The sequence below is a fragment of the Streptomyces hawaiiensis genome (genome assembly GCF_004803895.1).
GTDB classification, from domain to species: domain Bacteria; phylum Actinomycetota; class Actinomycetes; order Streptomycetales; family Streptomycetaceae; genus Streptomyces; species Streptomyces hawaiiensis.
Window position 1 is genome coordinate 1739361 of the sequence record NZ_CP021978.1, and the last position, 15440, is coordinate 1754800.

Genomic DNA, 15440 nt, shown 5'->3' on the forward strand with positions numbered 1-15440 from the left:
CCGGACATTGACCGACGAAGCGCCGGGCGTCCTTGTGCGGTGCAGCGATCGGCCAGCCTACCGCGCGCAGTACGACAACCCGATCACGGGGACTGCGGCGGGATCAGGCACCGCGGCGCGGCAGCACGCCGCTGAGCAGGAACGCGACGCTCCGCTCCTTCTCCGTCCAGGCCCGGGTGTCGAGTTCGACGGCCTGCAGCAGGGCGCATTCGACGTCGTAGCCGTGCTCGTTCAGGTCGCGGCCGATGAGTTCGGCGGCGTCGCGGGTGGCGGCGTGCGTGACGATGCGCTGCGGGCGGCGGTCGGCGACCGCCGAGACGACGGCCGCTCCCCCGGCGCCGACGCGGACGACGTCCGGTTCGGGGAGGTTCTCCAGGATGTACGGGGCGGTGCCGTGCACGATCTGGAGCTGGACGCCGAGGCGGCGGGCGGCGGCGTCGGTGCGGGCGCAGGCGGCCCAGTCGCCGTCGACGGCGAGGACGGCGGCGCCGGCGCGGGCGGCCTCGACGGCGAAGGCGCCGCTGCCGCAGCCGATGTCCCACACGAGGTCGCCGACGCGGGGCCCGAGGCGGGCGAGTTGGGAGGCGCGCAGCAGCTGGGTCTCGCCCTCGCCGAGGTCCGCGCCGTACGCGTCGGCGGGCAGGGTCCAGCCGCGCGGTCCGGCGGACGGGTCGCGGCCGGAGATCCAGCCGCCGGCCTCCCCCGCGGTGCCGGGTCCGGCCGGGCCGCCGAGGACGATGACGACGTTGGGGTCGCGCCAGGTGTGGTCGGCGGCCTTGTCGGAGGTGACGATCGAGACGCGTTCGCGGGCGGTGCCGAGTTCCTCGCAGATGACGAAGGAGCGGTGGACTCCTTCGAGGAGCAGCCCGAGTTCGGCGGGGCCGGCGCCGGGTGAGGTGAGGACCGCCACCTTGGTGTGGGCGCGGCACACGTTCACCGCGCGTCGCAGGGTGCGGGGGTGGGCGACGACCACCTGTGCGTCGTCCCAGGGCATACCGGCGCGGGCGAAGGCGGCGGCGACGGAGGAGACGGCGGGGACGACCTCCACCTCCAGGCCGAACTCGGGGGCGCGCAGGGTGCGTACGACGCCGAAGAAGCCGGGGTCGCCGTCGGCGAGCACGACGGCCGTGCCGCGGTGGCCGGCGATGCGGCGGGCGGCGAGGGCGACACTGCCGAGGCGGATGCGCTCGGCGCCGGCGGGGACCTCGGGCAGCGCCAGGTGGTGGGCGGCACCGGCCACGAGCGTGGCGGCACCCAGGGCGGCGCTCGCCGCGGCGGTCAGCGGCGAACCGTCCCAGCCGATCACCGTGACCCGGTCGGCCATCGTCGTCAGTCTCCAGGGGTTTTCGCAGGTCGTCTGCGTGGCGTTGTGGGGAGCAGCCCGGGGGCGGGCTCCGTGAGGGTACCCGGTGGAGGTGCCGGAGGGGGCGCCGGTGTCGTCGCCGCCGTCGTCCTCCGGGTGGTGGTGGTCAGTTCCAGTCGCCGAAGGACGTGAAGCCGTCGCGGAGCTGGTCGCCCACGCCTTCCAGGTCCTCGGGGAGCAGGCTCCAGACGATGAAGTCGGTGCGTACGTCGCTCCACGTGCCGTCCTCGGCACGGGCCCGGGCTATACAGGCGTTGCGCAGCACGCCCTCGCTGATACAGCCGATCTTCTGGGCGACCTGCTGTGAGGCGGTGTTGTCGGCCGCCGTGCGCAGTTCGATGCGCTCGAACTTCTGGTCCCCCAGGAGCCACTGGGCGGTGGCCAGCGCGGCCTCGGAGGCGTACCCCTCGCCGCGGGCCCAGGGGGCGATGATGTACGACAGCTCGGTGGAGCGTACGTGCCAGTTGGTCTTGCCGAGCTGGATGACGCCGACCAGGCGCTGGGTGAGGAACTCGGTGACGGCGAAGTCGATTCCGTGTCCCTCGGTGCGCTGCGCGGGGGCGTAATCGGTGATCCAGGTGCGGGCGCCGCTTTCCGTGAACGGCTGGGGGACGGAGGTCCAGGCCGCCACCTGTTCGTCGTTCATCATCGCCGCCAGGGCGGCGACGTCGTCTTCGTCGAGGGGACGCAGCACCAACCGCTCCGTGCTGATGGAGATGTTGGGGAAGGTGCTCGTCATCCGCCGCTCCGTAACCTTCGGTGAACCTTCAGGGCATGCTGAACTGCCCAGCATGCAGCATGAAAGCACTCATCCGCATCACGGGCCCTCCCCCCACCGGGTGGGGGAGGGGCCCTGTGCGCGAGTGCCGGGGGTGGGCTCAGAAGGAGGCGAGCACGGAGCCGGCGTACTTGTCCTGGATGAACTTCTTGACCTCGGGCGAGGTGAGGAGCTTGGCGAGCTTCTTCACGCGCGGGTCGTCCTCGTTGCCCTTCTTCACGGCGAGGAAGTTGCCGTAGGGGTTGTTCTTCGGGGACTCCAGGATCAGGGCGTCCTTGGACGGCTTGAGGTCGGACTCGATGGCGTAGTTGCCGTTGACGACGGCGGCGTCCACGTCGCCGAGGGAGCGCGGGGTCTGGGCCGCCTCCAGCTCCTTGAACTTGAGGTTCTTGGGGTTCTTCGCGATGTCGGAGGGGGTCGCCTCGTTGCCGGCGCCCGCCTTGAGGGTGATGAGCCCGTTGGACGCGAGGAGCTTGAGGGCGCGGGCCTCGTTGACCGTGTCGTTGGGAAGGGCGACGGTCGCACCGCTCTTCAGGTCGTCGGCCTTCTTGACCTTGTGGGAGTAGAGGCCGAGCGGCTCCAGGTGAACCGTGACGACGGGCACGATGTCGGTGCCGTTCTTCTTGTTGTAGTCGTCGAGGTACGGCTTGTTCTGGAAGTAGTTGGCGCCGACGGAGCCGTCCTGCGTCGCGGGGTTCTGCGACGTGTAGTCCGTGAACTCCCTGACCTCCAGGTCGAGGCCCTCCTTCTTCGCCAGGTTGTCCTTGACGAAGTTGAGGATCTCGCCGTGCGGGACAGGGCTCGCGGCGACGACCAGCGGACCGGAGGTGTCGGAGGCGTCCTTGCCCGCGCCACAGGCGCTGAGCCCGAGGGTGAGGGCTCCGGCGGCGAGGACGGCGGTGGTGATCTTGGCGGTGTTACGCACGAAAAGTGCCTTTCCTTGTGACCTTGCGGGTGGTGCGGCCCCGTTGTGGGTGGACGGGGGGGGTCAGGAGGCGGCTTTGAGGAGCCGCAGCTTGGGGGCGGGGCCCGAGTGGGCGCCGCGGCGGTGCAGGGAGCGGGCCGCGTAGTCGCCGGCGAACTGGATGACCGAGATGACGACGGCGAGGATCGCGACGGTGATCCACATCAGCTGGGTCTCGAAGCGCTGGTAGCCGTAGCGGATGGCGATGTCTCCGAGGCCGCCGGCGCCGACGGTGCCCGCCATGGCGGAGTAGCCGATGAGGGCGACGATCGTGGTGGTGGTGCTGGCGATCAGCGACGGCAGGGACTCGGGGACGAGGACCTTGCGGACGATGGTCCAGGTGTTGCCGCCCATGGACTGCACGGCCTCGACGAGCCCGTGGTCCACTTCGCGGACGGCCGTCTCGACCAGGCGCGCGAAGAAGGGGATGGCGCCGACGGCGAGGGGCACGATGGCGGCCTCGCGGCCGATGGTCGTGCCGGTGATCCAGCGGGTGAAGGTCATCAGCGCGACCATCAGGATGATGAAGGGCAGGGAGCGGGCGATGTTCACGATCTGCCCGATGACCTTGTTCGCGGCGAGGTTCTGGAGCAGGCCGCCGCGGTCGGTCAGGACCAGCAGGATGCCGAGCGGCAGTCCGCCGACGACGGCGATGAGCGTGGACCAGCCGACCATGTAGAGCGTGTCCCAACACGCCTGTTCCAGCAGGGGCTGCATCTCGGACCAGGTCACTTGGCACTCTCCTTCACCAGTTCGGGCTCGTGGCGCAGGACGTCGATCTGGAGGCCCCGTTCACGCAGGAAGCCGATCGGCACGACGTTGTCCTCGTAGCGGCCGGGCAGTTCGATGCGCATCCGGCCGACCTGGAGACCGCCGACGGTGTCGATGGCGGCACCGAGGATCGATATGTCGATGTTGTAGGTGCGTGAGAGCTGCGAGATGACGGGCTGGGTGGCGCTCTCACCCTGAAAGGTGACATCGACGACGGTGCGGTCCTCGCCGGTGGCCTCGCCGCCGAGCGGGAACAGCGCGGCGGCCAGCTCGGAGCCGGGGGTCGCGAGGAGTTCGGTGACCGTGCCGGACTCGACGATGCGTCCGTTCTCCATCAGCGCGGCCGAGTCGCAGACCGACTTCACGACGTCCATCTCGTGGGTGATGAGCAGGACGGTCAGACCGAGCTGCCGGTTGAGGTCCCGCAGCAGCGCCAGGATCGACCGGGTCGTCTCCGGGTCGAGGGCGCTGGTGGCCTCGTCGGACAGCAGCACCTTCGGGTCGCCGGCGAGCGCGCGGGCGATGCCGACGCGCTGCTTCTGACCGCCGGAGAGCTGCGCGGGGTAGGCCCCCGCCTTGTCGGCGAGGCCGACCAGGTCGAGCAGCTCCAGCGCCTTGCGGGAGCGGTCCCGCCCGGACTTCCCGAGGATCTCCAGCGGCAGCTCGACGTTGTCCTGGACGGTCCGGGAGGACAGCAGGTTGAAGTGCTGGAAGACCATGCCGATACGGCTGCGCGCCTGCCGCAGTTCCCTTCCGGCGCGCGGGCCGCGGCCGGCCAGGGCGGTGAGGTCCTGTCCGGCGACGGTAACGGTGCCGGAGGTGGGTCGCTCCAGCAGGTTGACGCAGCGGATGAGCGAGGACTTGCCGGCGCCGGACTGGCCGATGACGCCGTACACCTCGCCTTCGCGGACGTGCAGGTCGACGCCGTCCAGGGCGGTGACCTCGCGGCCGCGTGCACGGTAGACCTTGGTCAGGCCCGAGGTGGTGATCACTGGGATTCCGTCACTGTCGAGTACGCGGGGCGTGGGTGTGCCCGGGCACAGGTGCATTCGGTCAGGGACGCGACACGGTTCTCGCTGGGAAGTGGAACCGGGAGAACATGTGCGCGGGGCGGCTCCGGGTCACGCAGCGCTCAGGGCGTGCGGACAGGCCGCGGTCTCGCTTCGGGGCGCGAGCTCAGGGGGTGGTGCGGGGGCCCTCTAGAAGGCGCACATTCGGCACATACAACGAGCACCGGGCGTCATGGTCGCCTCGGTCGCGGGGATGCGGTCGCTCGTCGTGGTCATGCCGTCAGTAAAACATGCGTACGGTCCTTACCGGCCCCCCGCTGTCCGGATGCTGGACAGCGGTGGACGGGGTCGGCGCTGTCAGGCGTTGAGGGAGATTTCCACGCCGTGCTCGGTGACCAGTGCGGACAGGGTCGAGAGGTTCTCGACGACCAGATCGGCCTGGAGTTCGTGGGCCTGGTGCGTTGTGGTCAACGCCACGGTGGTCATGCCGGCGGCGCGGCCGGACGCCAGGCCCGCGGGGGCGTCCTCGAAGACGACGCAGTGCGCGGGGTCGACACCGAGCGCGCGGGCGGCCAGGAGGTAGGGCTCGGGGTCGGGCTTGCCGCGCGTGATGTCGTCGGCGGCGACGAGCGTCTTGGGCAGGATGCCGACGGCGTCGAGCCGGGCCTCGGCCAGCCGTCGGGTGGCGGAGGTGACGACGGCCCAGCGGTCGGCCGGCAGGACGTCGAGGAAGGCCCGGGTGCCCGGCAGCAGGTGCACACCGCCGTTGGGTACGTCGTCCACCTCCAGCTCCTCGATCCGCGCGACGGCCTGCGGCACGACCTCGGCGGGCAGCAGGTCGGCGGCTATCTCGGCGGCCGGCCGCCCGTGCAGCTCGACCCGCGCGAACGCCTCGGCCGTGATCCCGTACTCCACGGCCCACCGCGTCCAGCAGCGGTCCACCGAGGCGAGGGAGGAGACGAGGGTTCCGTCGTTGTCGAACAGCAGGGCCTGCGCGTGGATCGTCATGTCCTCGACCCTACGGTGCAGGCCAGGGCCGGAAGCAGGGGGCCTTTTCGGCCGTAATAAGGTCGCTGCATGCTGACTGCCCTGACGCTGGTGACCGGTGTCGCCGCGCTGCTGCTCGCCGCCTGGTGCGGCTGGGCGGCCTACCGCGACCAGCCGACGAAGGACTGGCACTTCATCGGGATGGCGGTCGTCACGCTGCTGTCGTTGATCCAGCTGGTGGCCGGCATCGTACTGCTGGCGCGCGGCGAGGAGCCGGAGCAGGGCACGACGATCTTCGTGGCGTATCTGCTGGGGGCGTTCGCGTGCGTCCCGGCGGCGGCGTTCATGTCGCTGGCCGAGCGGACCCGGTGGGGTTCGGTGACGGTGGCCGCGAGCGGTGTGGTGCTGGCGGTGCTGGAGGTGCGGCTCTATGACATCTGGGGAGGCTGAGGTGAGCCGACGGCGGCTGACCAGCGGGCCGGGCACGCTGCTGGTGTGGCTGTACGGCGTGATGGTCGTGGGGGCGGTGTCGCGGTCCGCGTATCAGATCGCGACGGAGTTCGACCGGGCGCCGCTCGCGTACTCCCTGTCGGCCGTGGCGGGTGTGGTGTACGGGTTCATCACGTACACGTTGGTTCGGGGTGGGGAGACGGCTCGGCAGGTGGCGTTGGTCTGCTGTGTCGCGGAGTTGGTGGGTGTGCTGACCGTGGGCACCTGGACGCTGGTCGAGCCGTCCGCCTTCCCGGACGCGACCGTGTGGTCCGACTTCGGGATGGGGTACCTCTTCATTCCCGTGCTCTTGCCGCTGTCCGCCATTTACTGGCTGCGCAAGGGTGCGCCCAAGGGGAACGCCGCCTGAGATTCGTCAGGCGGCCGCAGGCCGTGTGTGGTTGCTCGCGCAGTTCCCCGCGCCCCTAAAGGCCGGTCATCAAGCCGTCGCCGCGTAGGTCCCGGCCGGCTTCTCCAGCACGATCATCGGTACGCCGTCGGAGCCCTGGGACGTACCCACCGTCTCGTAGCCGACCTTGCGGTAGAGGCGGAGGTTGCCCTCGCTGCGGTGGCCGGTGTGGAGGCGGAAGCGGGTGGCGCCGTGCTGGCCGGCGAGGGCCGCTTCCGCCGCTCGGAGAAGGCGGGCGCCGATGCCGTGGCCCTGGAGGCGGGGGTGGACGCAGAGCTTGCCGATGGCGGCGGCGCCGTCCTCGGTGACCGAGCCGCGGACCGAGCCGACGACCTCCTCGCCGAGCCGGGCCACGAAGACGCAGTCGCGGGCGACCTCCTCGCGGACCGAGTCGAGGGTTTGCACGAGCGGGTCGATGCGGTAGTTGCCGTACAGCGCCGCCTCCGGCTGGAAGCACAGGTACTGCAGTCTGAAGATCTGCTCCGCGTCCTGCTCGGTCGCCGCAGAGATGGTCACGCTCATGCCCATGTGCGCACGCCTCCCGCTCATCTGATCACCTGTTGTCCCCCACTCCTATCCCCGTCCTCAGCGGGCCGCAACCTCCGGCGCGAGCAATCTCCGGAGACATCCCAGGCATCTGGAACGTTCCGGACCAAGACTCCCCTGTGAGATACCCAACTCCCCTGCGATTTCCCGGTATGTCAGGTCCTCCGGCGAGAGCAGGGCCTCCATGAGCCGGGGGCACCGGCCCGGGAGGCGGCGCACGGCCTCGCGCAGGGCCCGGCCGCGGGCCGCGGCAAGGGCGAGCTGCTCGGGGTCGCGGTCCGGGTCGTCGACCGGTTCACCGGCGTACGGCCGTTCGAGGCGGCTCGTACGGCGGGTGCGGCGCGCTTCGGAGCGGACGGCGCGGCGCAGCCACTGCTGGGGGTCGAGCGGCGGGCCCTCGGTGTCGAGGCGTTCCAGCAGGCGGAGCCAGACCGCCTGCTCCAGGTCGCCCGGCTCGGTTCCGGTGGAATATGCCTCCGCGGAGGCCTCGGCGGTGAGCAGCGGGCGTAGGGCGGTGACCAGGTCGTGCGTCATATGCGGAGCGACGCGGCCGCCCGGGCGGCGGGTTGCCCGGACGGCCGAAGCCCACTCGACCGGGGGGTGTGGGCTCAGGTGTTGACGAGCTCAGCCGTTGAAGTCCTCGCGGGCCAGCAGACCGGTGTCGGGCTGGTCGGTGAAGACGCCGTCGATGCCGGTCGCGAAGTACGCCTTGTAAGCGCCGAAGACGTCACCGTAGGCGTCCGCGTCCGTGCCCTTGCGGAAGTTCGCGGGCAGGAAGGGGTTCTCGTTGCGCATGGTGTACGGGTGCAGGATCAGGCCCACCTTGTGCGCGTCGGAGACGAGCGTCGTCGGCCGGGTGAGGTTGCCCTGGGCGTCGCGCGGGACGACCAGGTCCAGGGTCGGGCCGATGCCCTGCGCGTAGGAGGCGATCTCCCTGAGGCCGGCCGGCTTGACCAGGTCGGCGACGGTGCGCGGGTCGCCGGTCTCGACGAAGTCCCAGGGGCGGGAGTCCGCCGAGGAGAGCAGGACGACCAGCGGGTTGTCGACGAGCTTGTGCAGGCGCTGGATGCTGGTCGGCTCGAAGGACTGGAGGATGACCGGGGAGGTGCGCCGGTCCTTGCGGTACTTGCGCAGCAGCTTGGCGACGCGCTCCTCCAGCGGCAGGCCCTGCTCGCGGAAGTAGGTGGGGTGCTTGAGCTCGGGGTAGATCCACACCTGCTTGCCGCGCTTGCGGGTCTGCTCGTCCTGCCACCTGAGGACCTCCTCGAAGGTGGGGATCTCCCAGCGGCCGTTGTAGAGCGTGTTGTGCGGGCGGTTGGCCGGAATGCGCTCGACCGCGCGCAGCGTCTTCAGCTCGGCGAGCGTGAAGTCCTCGGTGAACCAGCCGGTGGTGGAGACGCCGTCGAGCAGCTTGGTCTTCTTGCGGCCGGCGAACTCGGGGTGGTCGGCGACGTCCGTGGTGCCGCCGATCTCCGGCTCGTGACGGCAGACCAGGTGCCCGTCCTTCGTCGGGACCAGGTCGCCCGCCTCGACGATGTCGGCGCCCAGGTCGAGGGCCAGCTGGTACGAGCCGAAGGTGTGCTCCGGGCGGTAGCCGCTGGCGCCGCGGTGGCCGATGATCGTCGGCTTGGGCAGGCTCCTCGGTCCGCCGCCGTGCCGGGCGCCGTCCGCTCGCGCCGTGCCGGCCATGCCGAGGACCGCTCCCCCGGCGCCGAGCACCGCCGCGCCGAGCAGGGCCCGCCGTCCGGTACCGCTCGTTTCTTCGTTCGACTCCTGCGTTCCCATGAGCGCCCTCCCTGGCCGTTCGGCTCTTCGGTGCGGGCCGATCGTAGGGGCGCGTACATGACGGGTGGGAGACCCCGGGCGGAACACGCGGGTGACGTCGGATGTCGTAGTGGCCGGTGGGGAGGATGAATTGACGGTCCGTCGTCTCTGTTCGATTCGGTCAGGACGTTCTGGGAACGCGTCCGGTGTGCCCGGGGCGATGTGCGTCACATCGTGTCGGCCGCGTTACGCGGCCTCGGCGGCGCGCCACCGCAGGTAAACACGCGTCAACAATGCGTAAGGCGTCGGTGAAGTCGCCGTGCCCGATGTGCGCGATGCCGGGGGCCACGAGTATCGTCCTCACCTGCACAGACTTATACAGAACCCCTTGACACCGGAGGGTCCGTTGTCCCGCTTCGCGCTCATCAAGGCAGTGCTCGGCCCGACCATGCGCCTGATGTTCCGCCCACAGGTGGAGGGTGCGGAGCACATTCCCGGCGATGGCCCGGTCATCCTGGCCGGCAACCACCTGACCTTCATCGACTCGATGATCCTGCCTCTGGTCTGCGACCGTCAGGTCGTCTTCATCGGCAAGGACGAGTACGTGACCGGCAAGGGCCTCAAGGGCCGGCTGATGGCCTGGTTCTTCACGGGCGTCGGCATGATCCCGGTGGACCGTGACGGCGGCCGGGGCGGTGTCGCCGCGCTGATGACCGGGCGGCGGGTGCTGGAGGAGGGCCGCATGTTCGGCATCTACCCGGAGGGAACGCGGTCGCCCGACGGGCGGCTGTACCGGGGGCGGACGGGAATCGCCCGGCTGACCCTGATGACGGGTGCGCCCGTGGTGCCCTTCGCCATGATCGGAACGGACAAGCTCCAGCCGGGCGGGGCGGGGCTGCCCCGCCCCGGCAAGGTCACCGTGCGGTTCGGTGAGGCGATGGAGTTCTCCCGGTACGAGGGGATGGACCGGGACCGGTATGTGCTGCGGGCCGTGACCGACTCGGTGATGACCGAGGTCATGCGGCTGTCCGGTCAGGAGTACGTGGACATGTACGCGAGCAAGGCGAAAGAGGCCGCGTAGTTCGCCGGCCATGAGTGGGTGAGGGCCTGTCGCGCGGTTCCTCGCGCCCGTGAGGGCTTGCCCCGACAGGGGCGCCTCGTCCGTGAGGGCTTGCCCGACAGGGGCCGCCTCGTCCGTGAGGGCTTGCCCGACAGGGGTGCCTCGTCCGGCGGGCCACCATTCGTCCGGCCGCGGCACCCCGCCCGCGAGCCCGGCGGCGGCCAGGACGGAGACGGTGACGATCGCCTTCTTCGTACGACGTCTCATGCCGGTGGCTCCCTTCGGCCGTGGGGAACGACGTCGGGTACGAGCCAAGACCTTCAGGCGAAGGCGAAACGGGCTTGAGGGCGCTGCGGTGAGCGCCCCTGGCACCGCACCGCCCCGCATTGGACCCGACCTAGGGGTGCTGTGCCGCGCCGCTCTCCAGCCGCTGCCCCCGCAGCAGGAACCACGCGGCCGCCGCGGCGGCGAGCAGGACCGCCGCTCCGACGCCCGCCGCGAGGGCCAGGCCGTCGACGAAGGACGTGCGGGCCGCGTCCAGCATGGTCGCGGCGGTGTGCGCGGGCATGTCCGCGGCGGCCTCGACGGCTCCGCCCAGCGACTCGTGGGCCGCGGCGGGGGTGCCCGCGGGGCCGGTGAAGTCGCGGTAGACGCCCGTCACGATGGAGCCCAGGACGGCGATGCCGAGCGCGGCACCGAGTTCGTACGCCGTCTCGGACACGGCTGACGCGGAGCCCGCGTGTTCCTTGGGCACGCTGGAGAGGATCACGTCGGCGGTCACGGTGAACGAGAATCCGGCACCGACACCCACCACCAGCAACGCGGCCCCGAGCAGCGGATAGCCGGTGGACTGGTCGATCACCGTGAGCGCGGCCAGCGCGAGGCCGATCGCCGCGAGGCCGCCGGAGACCACGGCCCTCACCGAGAAGCGGCGTGCCACCCGCCCCGCGAGCAGGCCCGCCACCACCGCGCCGATCGCGGCGGGCAGTTCGGCCAGGCCCGCCTCGAACGGGCGCCTGCCCTGGACGAGTTGCAGGTACTGCGACAGGAAGAACACCAGGCCGGACAGGCCGAGGATGGTCAGCAGATCGGCCAGTACCGCCCCGCTGAAGCCGCGGTTGCGGAACAGCCGCATGTCCAGCAGCGGCGTCGGCAGCCCGAGCTGACGGCGGACGAACCCGTACAGGGCGGCCCCGCCCAGCAGGCCCGCGGCCAGGGTGCTCCACGCGAAGCCATGGGTGGCGGCCTCCTTGACCGCGTACACGATGCCGATCATGCCGACCAGCGACAGCACGACGCTGACCAGGTCCCAGGGGCCGGGATTCGCGGTGCGCGACTCGGGCAGCAGCTTGATCCCCACCAGGACCAGCACGGCCATCACGGGCAGGTTGATCAGGAAGACCGAGCCCCACCAGAAGTGCTCCAGCAGGAACCCGCCGACGATCGGGCCGACGGCCGTACCCGCGGAGGCGGTGGCGCCCCAGATGCCGACGGCGAGACTGCGCTCGCGCGGGTCGTGGAAGAGGTTGCGGATCAGGGCGAGCGTGGCCGGCATCAGAGTCGCTCCGGCGACGCCGAGCAGCGCCCGCGCGACGATCATCATCTCGGGGGTCGTGGCGTAGGCGTTGAAGACGGATATCGCGCCGAACGCCGTGGCACCGACCAGCAGGATCCGCTTGCGGCCGATCCGGTCACCGAGGCTGCCCATGGAGACGAGCAGACCGGCGATGACGAACGAGTAGACGTCGCCGATCCACAGCAGCTGGGTGCCGGAGGGCTTGAGGTCCTCGCTGATGTAGGGGGTCGCGAGACCGAGGACGGTCGCGTCGACGGCCACCAGCAGCACGGCCAGCACGAGAACGCCGAGCGCGAGCCAGCGGCCCGGGCGCTCCACCGTCTCGGTGCGGTCCGCCGGCTGCAGGGTGCTGGTCATGATTCCTCTCTCCTGAGTGCGCCGCCGAGCAGCAGCTCGACGATCATGTGCTGGAAGTCCTTGGGGGCGCCCTTGCCGCTCTGCACCATCCAGGCGCCGGAGGCCAGGAGGCCGTAGAGCGCCTCGGTGAGCCAGGCGGGCGTGAGGTCGATGCGGAACTCGCCGCCGAGCTGGCCGCGCCGGAACAGGGCGGAGATCCGGTCGTCGATCAGGGCCCAGCCCGCGTTCTGCTCCTCGCCCTCGAACAGCTGGTTCTCGCTGTAGAGGAACGCGAGCAGCCCGGCGGCCGGCTCGACCGCTCCGACCAGTCGGCGTACGGCCTCGCTCGCGGTGCCCTCGTCGAGCCGGGCCGCCTCCAGAGCGGCCTCGCACTCCGCGATGCCGAGCGCCTCCAGGGCCCGGACGAGGGCGTCACGTCCGGCGAAGTGACGGTGCAGCGTGGCCCGGCTGATTCCGGCGGCCCTGGCGACCTCGTCCATGGTCGCGGTGGATTTGCGGGTCAGCAGGGCCGCGGCGGCGCGCAGCACGTGCTCAGGATCGACAGCCATGAGACAACCATAATCCATATGAGACATCAATGTCTCATCCGGGGCATGCGTGACTCACGGCTGCTGTGCGGGGGTGACGGAGTGATCAGTGCCAGGGCAGCTGAGCGCGACGCTCCCAGTACGCGTGCGGTTCCTCCACGAGCGTGGCGAGGCGGGTCAGCTGGTCGTCGTCGAGGTCGACGACGGCCGCGTGCAGGTTCGAGGCGAGCTGGTTGGCGGTGGCCGCGCCGGAGAGGACGACACCGGCCCAGGGCTGCCGGAGGATCACGGCCAGGGCGACCGCGTCGCAGCCCAGCCCGGTCCGCTCGGCGATGTCCCTCACCACGGCCGGGGCGTGCGGCCCGGCCAGTCGGCCGTTGGCCATGCCCTCCTTGACGATCACGGTGAGCCCGGCTTCGTGCGCCTCGGCGAGGGCGGGGGCGGCGGAGGTCTCCAGCGCGTTGTACGTGGACTGCACGGTACGGAAGAGAGGTTCGCCGTCGACCGTCACGGCGAGGGCGGCGCGGATCGCGTCCGCCTGGGCGGGGCCACTGGTGGAGAAGCCGACGGTGAGGCCCTGCGCGGCGGCTTCCGCGAGCTTCGCGTGCAGTTCCTTGTCGGTGAGGGCCGGGCTGTCCGGAGTCACCGAGTGGATCTGGTAGAGGTCGAGCCGGTCGCCGAGCAGGGCGTCGCTCTCCGCGCGCTGCCGTTCGTAGGTGGCGAGGGTGTGGTCCTTGACCTCGTGCTTCTCGGCGTCCGTCGACCAGTCGGCGGTGTAGGTGTAGCCCCACTTGCTGCCTACGACGATGTCATCGAGGCCGGGCCTCGTGTGCAGCCAGTCGGCGAGGAACTCTTCCGAGCGGCCGTAGGAGCGGGCGGCGTCGAAGTAGCGGACGCCCTGTGCGTAGGCGGCGTCCAGGAGTTCGTGGGTGCGGGTACGCAGCGTCTCGACGCTGCGGTCGTCTCCGAGGTCTTCGTCCCGGCCGAGGTTGATGTAGCCGGGGCGTCCGACGGCGGCGAGGCCGAGGCCGATGTGGCAGGTGGGGGTCGTGGCGTTCGCGAGGCGGGCGAAGGGCATCGCTGGCTCCGTTCGGTCGGCGGCTGACGACCAACGTAACCCGCGATGACCTTCGCCTCGGCGCTCGGTTCTCACGGTGTTTCGGCGGGTGCGGGATCGCTGTGGCTCGTCGCGCCCACGCGGCGGAGCCGCACGTCGATACAAGCCCCGCCCCCTGAGGGCGTTCCCCTCAGCCCTGCTTCTTGGCCACTGCCCACTCGTGCTGGGCCGCCACATCGGCCTTCACCTCTGCCAGCTGGATCGCCACCGCGCTCGGGGCCGTACCGCCCCTTCCGTTGCGGGAGGCCAGGGCGCCGTGGACGTTGAGGACCGTGCGGACCTCGGGGGTCAGATGGGTGGAGATCTTGGCGAACTGCTCGTCCGTCAGCTCGTCCAGTTCCTTGCCCTCGCCCTCAGCGACCTTCACGCACTCGCCGGCGACCTCGTGGGCCACGCGGAACGGGACGCCCTGCTTGACCAGCCACTCGGCGATGTCCGTGGCGAGGGAGAAGCCGGCCGGGGCCAGTTCCTCCATGCGCTCGCGGTGGACGGTGAGGGTGGCCATCATGCCGGTGAAGGCCGGGAGCAGGATTTCGAGCTGGTCGATGGAGTCGAAGACCGGCTCCTTGTCCTCCTGGAGGTCGCGGTTGTACGCGAGCGGGAGGGCCTTGAGGGTGGCCATGAGGCCCGTCAGGTTGCCGATCAGACGGCCGGACTTGCCGCGGGCCAGCTCGGCGATGTCCGGGTTCTTCTTCTGCGGCATGATCGACGAGCCCGTCGAGAACGCGTCGTGCAGGGTCACGAAGGAGAACTCCTTCGTGTTCCAGAGGATGACCTCCTCGGCGATCCGGGAGAGGTTGACCCCGATCATCGCGGTGATGAAGGCGAACTCGGCGACGAAGTCGCGGGAGGCCGTGCCGTCGATGGAGTTGCCGACGCTGCCGTGCTCGAAGCCGAGGTCCTTCGCCACCGCCTCCGGGTCGAGGCCGAGGGAGGAGCCCGCCAGGGCGCCCGAGCCGTAGGGCGAGACCGCCGTGCGCGCGTCCCACTGACGCAGCCGCTCCGCGTCCCGGGAGAGGGACTGGACGTGGGCCAGGACGTGGTGGGCGAAGAGGACGGGCTGGGCGTGCTGGAGGTGCGTGCGGCCGGGCATCGCCACGTCGGGGTGGGCCTCGGCGAGGCCGATCAGCGCGTCCTGGAGCTCGGCGACCAGGCCGCCGACGATCCGGGCGTGGTCGCGCAGGTACATACGGAAGAGGGTCGCGACCTGGTCGTTGCGGGAGCGGCCCGCGCGCAGCTTGCCGCCGAGGTCGGGGCCGAGGCGCTCCAGGAGGCCGCGCTCCAGTGCGGTGTGGACGTCCTCGTCGGCGATGGTGCCCACGAAGGAGCCGTCGGCGACGTCCGCCTCCAGCTGGTCCAGCCCGGCGACCATGCGGGTCAGCTCGTCGGCCGTGAGCAGGCCCGCCTTGTGCAGCACGCGCGCGTGGGCACGCGAACCGGCGATGTCGTACGGCGCGAGCCGCCAGTCGAAGTGGACGGACGCGGACAGCTTCGCCAGGGCCTCGGCGGGGCCGTCGGCGAAACGGCCGCCCCAGAGCCGGACGTCACCGCTGTTGCTGCTCACCTGCTGCGCTCCTCAATGGGTGTGGATGTGCCACCGCCTCCCCGCCCGTGGGGCATGGAGACGGTCATCACGCTACTGCTCAGGGCAGATCACCGACATGCATGAGTATGCAGACCTCTGCATGATTCGTCAATCCGCCCGTGGCAGAGGGACTGTTT

Annotated in this window: 16 protein-coding genes; 3 read left to right on the forward strand and 13 right to left on the reverse strand. The window is 70.8% G+C overall.

What is annotated here, in order from left to right; all coding sequences use genetic code 11:
- Positions 1-103 precede the first annotated feature (103 nt).
- From cbiE to CEB94_RS08060, 6 genes are all read right to left on the reverse strand, one after another.
- The gene (gene cbiE, locus CEB94_RS08035; protein ID WP_175431504.1) at positions 104-1324 is read right to left on the reverse strand and encodes a precorrin-6y C5,15-methyltransferase (decarboxylating) subunit CbiE; all 1221 of its coding nucleotides are present in this window, start codon (positions 1322-1324) and stop codon (positions 104-106) included.
- A gap of 145 nt (positions 1325-1469) precedes the next feature.
- Positions 1470-2102 (reverse strand): GNAT family N-acetyltransferase, encoded by a 633-nt coding sequence (locus tag CEB94_RS08040; protein ID WP_175431505.1) that lies wholly within the window; start codon positions 2100-2102, stop codon positions 1470-1472.
- 139 nt (positions 2103-2241) lie between these two features.
- On the reverse strand, positions 2242-3066 hold the full coding sequence (locus CEB94_RS08045) for a MetQ/NlpA family ABC transporter substrate-binding protein (protein ID WP_175431506.1): 825 nt from the start codon (positions 3064-3066) through the stop codon (positions 2242-2244).
- A gap of 63 nt (positions 3067-3129) precedes the next feature.
- Complete coding sequence (locus CEB94_RS08050; protein WP_175431507.1) at positions 3130-3837, reverse strand: methionine ABC transporter permease; 708 nt, start codon at positions 3835-3837, stop codon at positions 3130-3132.
- Positions 3834-4868 (reverse strand): methionine ABC transporter ATP-binding protein, encoded by a 1035-nt coding sequence (locus tag CEB94_RS08055; protein ID WP_175431508.1) that lies wholly within the window; start codon positions 4866-4868, stop codon positions 3834-3836. The genes CEB94_RS08050 and CEB94_RS08055 overlap by 4 nt, the downstream gene beginning before the upstream one ends.
- A 375-nt stretch (positions 4869-5243) precedes the next feature.
- The gene (locus CEB94_RS08060) at positions 5244-5894 is read right to left on the reverse strand and encodes an HAD family hydrolase (RefSeq protein ID WP_175431509.1); all 651 of its coding nucleotides are present in this window, start codon (positions 5892-5894) and stop codon (positions 5244-5246) included.
- A 69-nt stretch (positions 5895-5963) separates the two neighbouring features.
- Here CEB94_RS08060 and CEB94_RS08065 point away from each other — a divergent pair, with 69 nt between their 5' ends.
- Entirely contained in the window at positions 5964-6323 is a 360-nt protein-coding gene (locus CEB94_RS08065) for a hypothetical protein (RefSeq protein ID WP_175431510.1), read from the forward strand.
- On the forward strand, positions 6304-6732 hold the full coding sequence (locus tag CEB94_RS08070) for a hypothetical protein (protein WP_175431511.1): 429 nt from the start codon (positions 6304-6306) through the stop codon (positions 6730-6732). Before CEB94_RS08065 ends, CEB94_RS08070 begins: the two co-directional genes overlap by 20 nt.
- Positions 6733-6801: 69 nt before the next feature.
- Here CEB94_RS08070 and CEB94_RS08075 read toward each other — a convergent pair whose 3' ends face one another.
- From CEB94_RS08075 to CEB94_RS08085, 3 genes are all read right to left on the reverse strand, one after another.
- A complete protein-coding gene (locus CEB94_RS08075) occupies positions 6802-7299 on the reverse strand; it encodes a GNAT family N-acetyltransferase (protein WP_175436931.1) in 498 nt (165 codons plus the stop codon).
- Between the two features lie 57 nt (positions 7300-7356).
- Positions 7357-7851, reverse strand: a complete 495-nt coding sequence (locus tag CEB94_RS08080; RefSeq protein WP_175431512.1) for an RNA polymerase sigma factor — start codon at positions 7849-7851, stop codon at positions 7357-7359.
- 90 nt (positions 7852-7941) lie between these two features.
- The gene (locus tag CEB94_RS08085) at positions 7942-9102 is read right to left on the reverse strand and encodes a glycerophosphodiester phosphodiesterase (protein ID WP_175431513.1); all 1161 of its coding nucleotides are present in this window, start codon (positions 9100-9102) and stop codon (positions 7942-7944) included.
- A 385-nt stretch (positions 9103-9487) separates the two neighbouring features.
- Here CEB94_RS08085 and CEB94_RS08090 point away from each other — a divergent pair, with 385 nt between their 5' ends.
- Entirely contained in the window at positions 9488-10162 is a 675-nt protein-coding gene (locus CEB94_RS08090; RefSeq protein WP_175436932.1) for a lysophospholipid acyltransferase family protein, read from the forward strand.
- 376 nt (positions 10163-10538) lie between these two features.
- On the opposite strand, the gene CEB94_RS08095 is transcribed toward CEB94_RS08090, so the two are convergent.
- The 4 genes from CEB94_RS08095 to argH form a co-directional block, all read right to left on the reverse strand.
- On the reverse strand, positions 10539-12074 hold the full coding sequence (locus CEB94_RS08095; RefSeq protein ID WP_175431514.1) for an MFS transporter: 1536 nt from the start codon (positions 12072-12074) through the stop codon (positions 10539-10541).
- A complete protein-coding gene (locus CEB94_RS08100; protein ID WP_246111753.1) occupies positions 12071-12622 on the reverse strand; it encodes a TetR/AcrR family transcriptional regulator in 552 nt (183 codons plus the stop codon). Before CEB94_RS08100 ends, CEB94_RS08095 begins: the two co-directional genes overlap by 4 nt.
- An 85-nt stretch (positions 12623-12707) precedes the next feature.
- Positions 12708-13679 carry an aldo/keto reductase gene (locus CEB94_RS08105; RefSeq protein ID WP_175431516.1) on the reverse strand — a complete coding sequence of 324 codons (972 nt, stop codon included), beginning with the start codon at positions 13677-13679 and terminating at the stop codon, positions 12708-12710.
- A 169-nt stretch (positions 13680-13848) separates the two neighbouring features.
- Entirely contained in the window at positions 13849-15282 is a 1434-nt protein-coding gene (gene argH / locus CEB94_RS08110; protein WP_175431517.1) for an argininosuccinate lyase, read from the reverse strand.
- Positions 15283-15440 lie beyond the last annotated feature (158 nt).

Excerpts from the sequence above, each read along its gene's own strand:
- CEB94_RS08085 (WP_175431513.1), bottom strand. The coding sequence starts at position 9,102 with ATGGGAACGCAGGAGTCGAACGAAGAAACGAGCGGTACCGGACGGCGG.
- CEB94_RS08105 (WP_175431516.1), bottom strand. The coding sequence starts at position 13,679 with ATGCCCTTCGCCCGCCTCGCGAACGCCACGACCCCCACCTGCCACATC.
- CEB94_RS08065 (WP_175431510.1), top strand. The coding sequence starts at position 5,964 with ATGCTGACTGCCCTGACGCTGGTGACCGGTGTCGCCGCGCTGCTGCTC.
- cbiE (WP_175431504.1), bottom strand. The coding sequence starts at position 1,324 with ATGGCCGACCGGGTCACGGTGATCGGCTGGGACGGTTCGCCGCTGACC.
- CEB94_RS08040 (WP_175431505.1), bottom strand. The coding sequence starts at position 2,102 with ATGACGAGCACCTTCCCCAACATCTCCATCAGCACGGAGCGGTTGGTG.
- CEB94_RS08060 (WP_175431509.1), bottom strand. The coding sequence starts at position 5,894 with ATGACGATCCACGCGCAGGCCCTGCTGTTCGACAACGACGGAACCCTC.
- CEB94_RS08070 (WP_175431511.1), top strand. The coding sequence starts at position 6,304 with ATGACATCTGGGGAGGCTGAGGTGAGCCGACGGCGGCTGACCAGCGGG.
- CEB94_RS08075 (WP_175436931.1), bottom strand. The coding sequence starts at position 7,299 with ATGGGCATGAGCGTGACCATCTCTGCGGCGACCGAGCAGGACGCGGAG.
- CEB94_RS08080 (WP_175431512.1), bottom strand. The coding sequence starts at position 7,851 with ATGACGCACGACCTGGTCACCGCCCTACGCCCGCTGCTCACCGCCGAG.
- CEB94_RS08095 (WP_175431514.1), bottom strand. The coding sequence starts at position 12,074 with ATGACCAGCACCCTGCAGCCGGCGGACCGCACCGAGACGGTGGAGCGC.
- CEB94_RS08100 (WP_246111753.1), bottom strand. The coding sequence starts at position 12,622 with ATGGCTGTCGATCCTGAGCACGTGCTGCGCGCCGCCGCGGCCCTGCTG.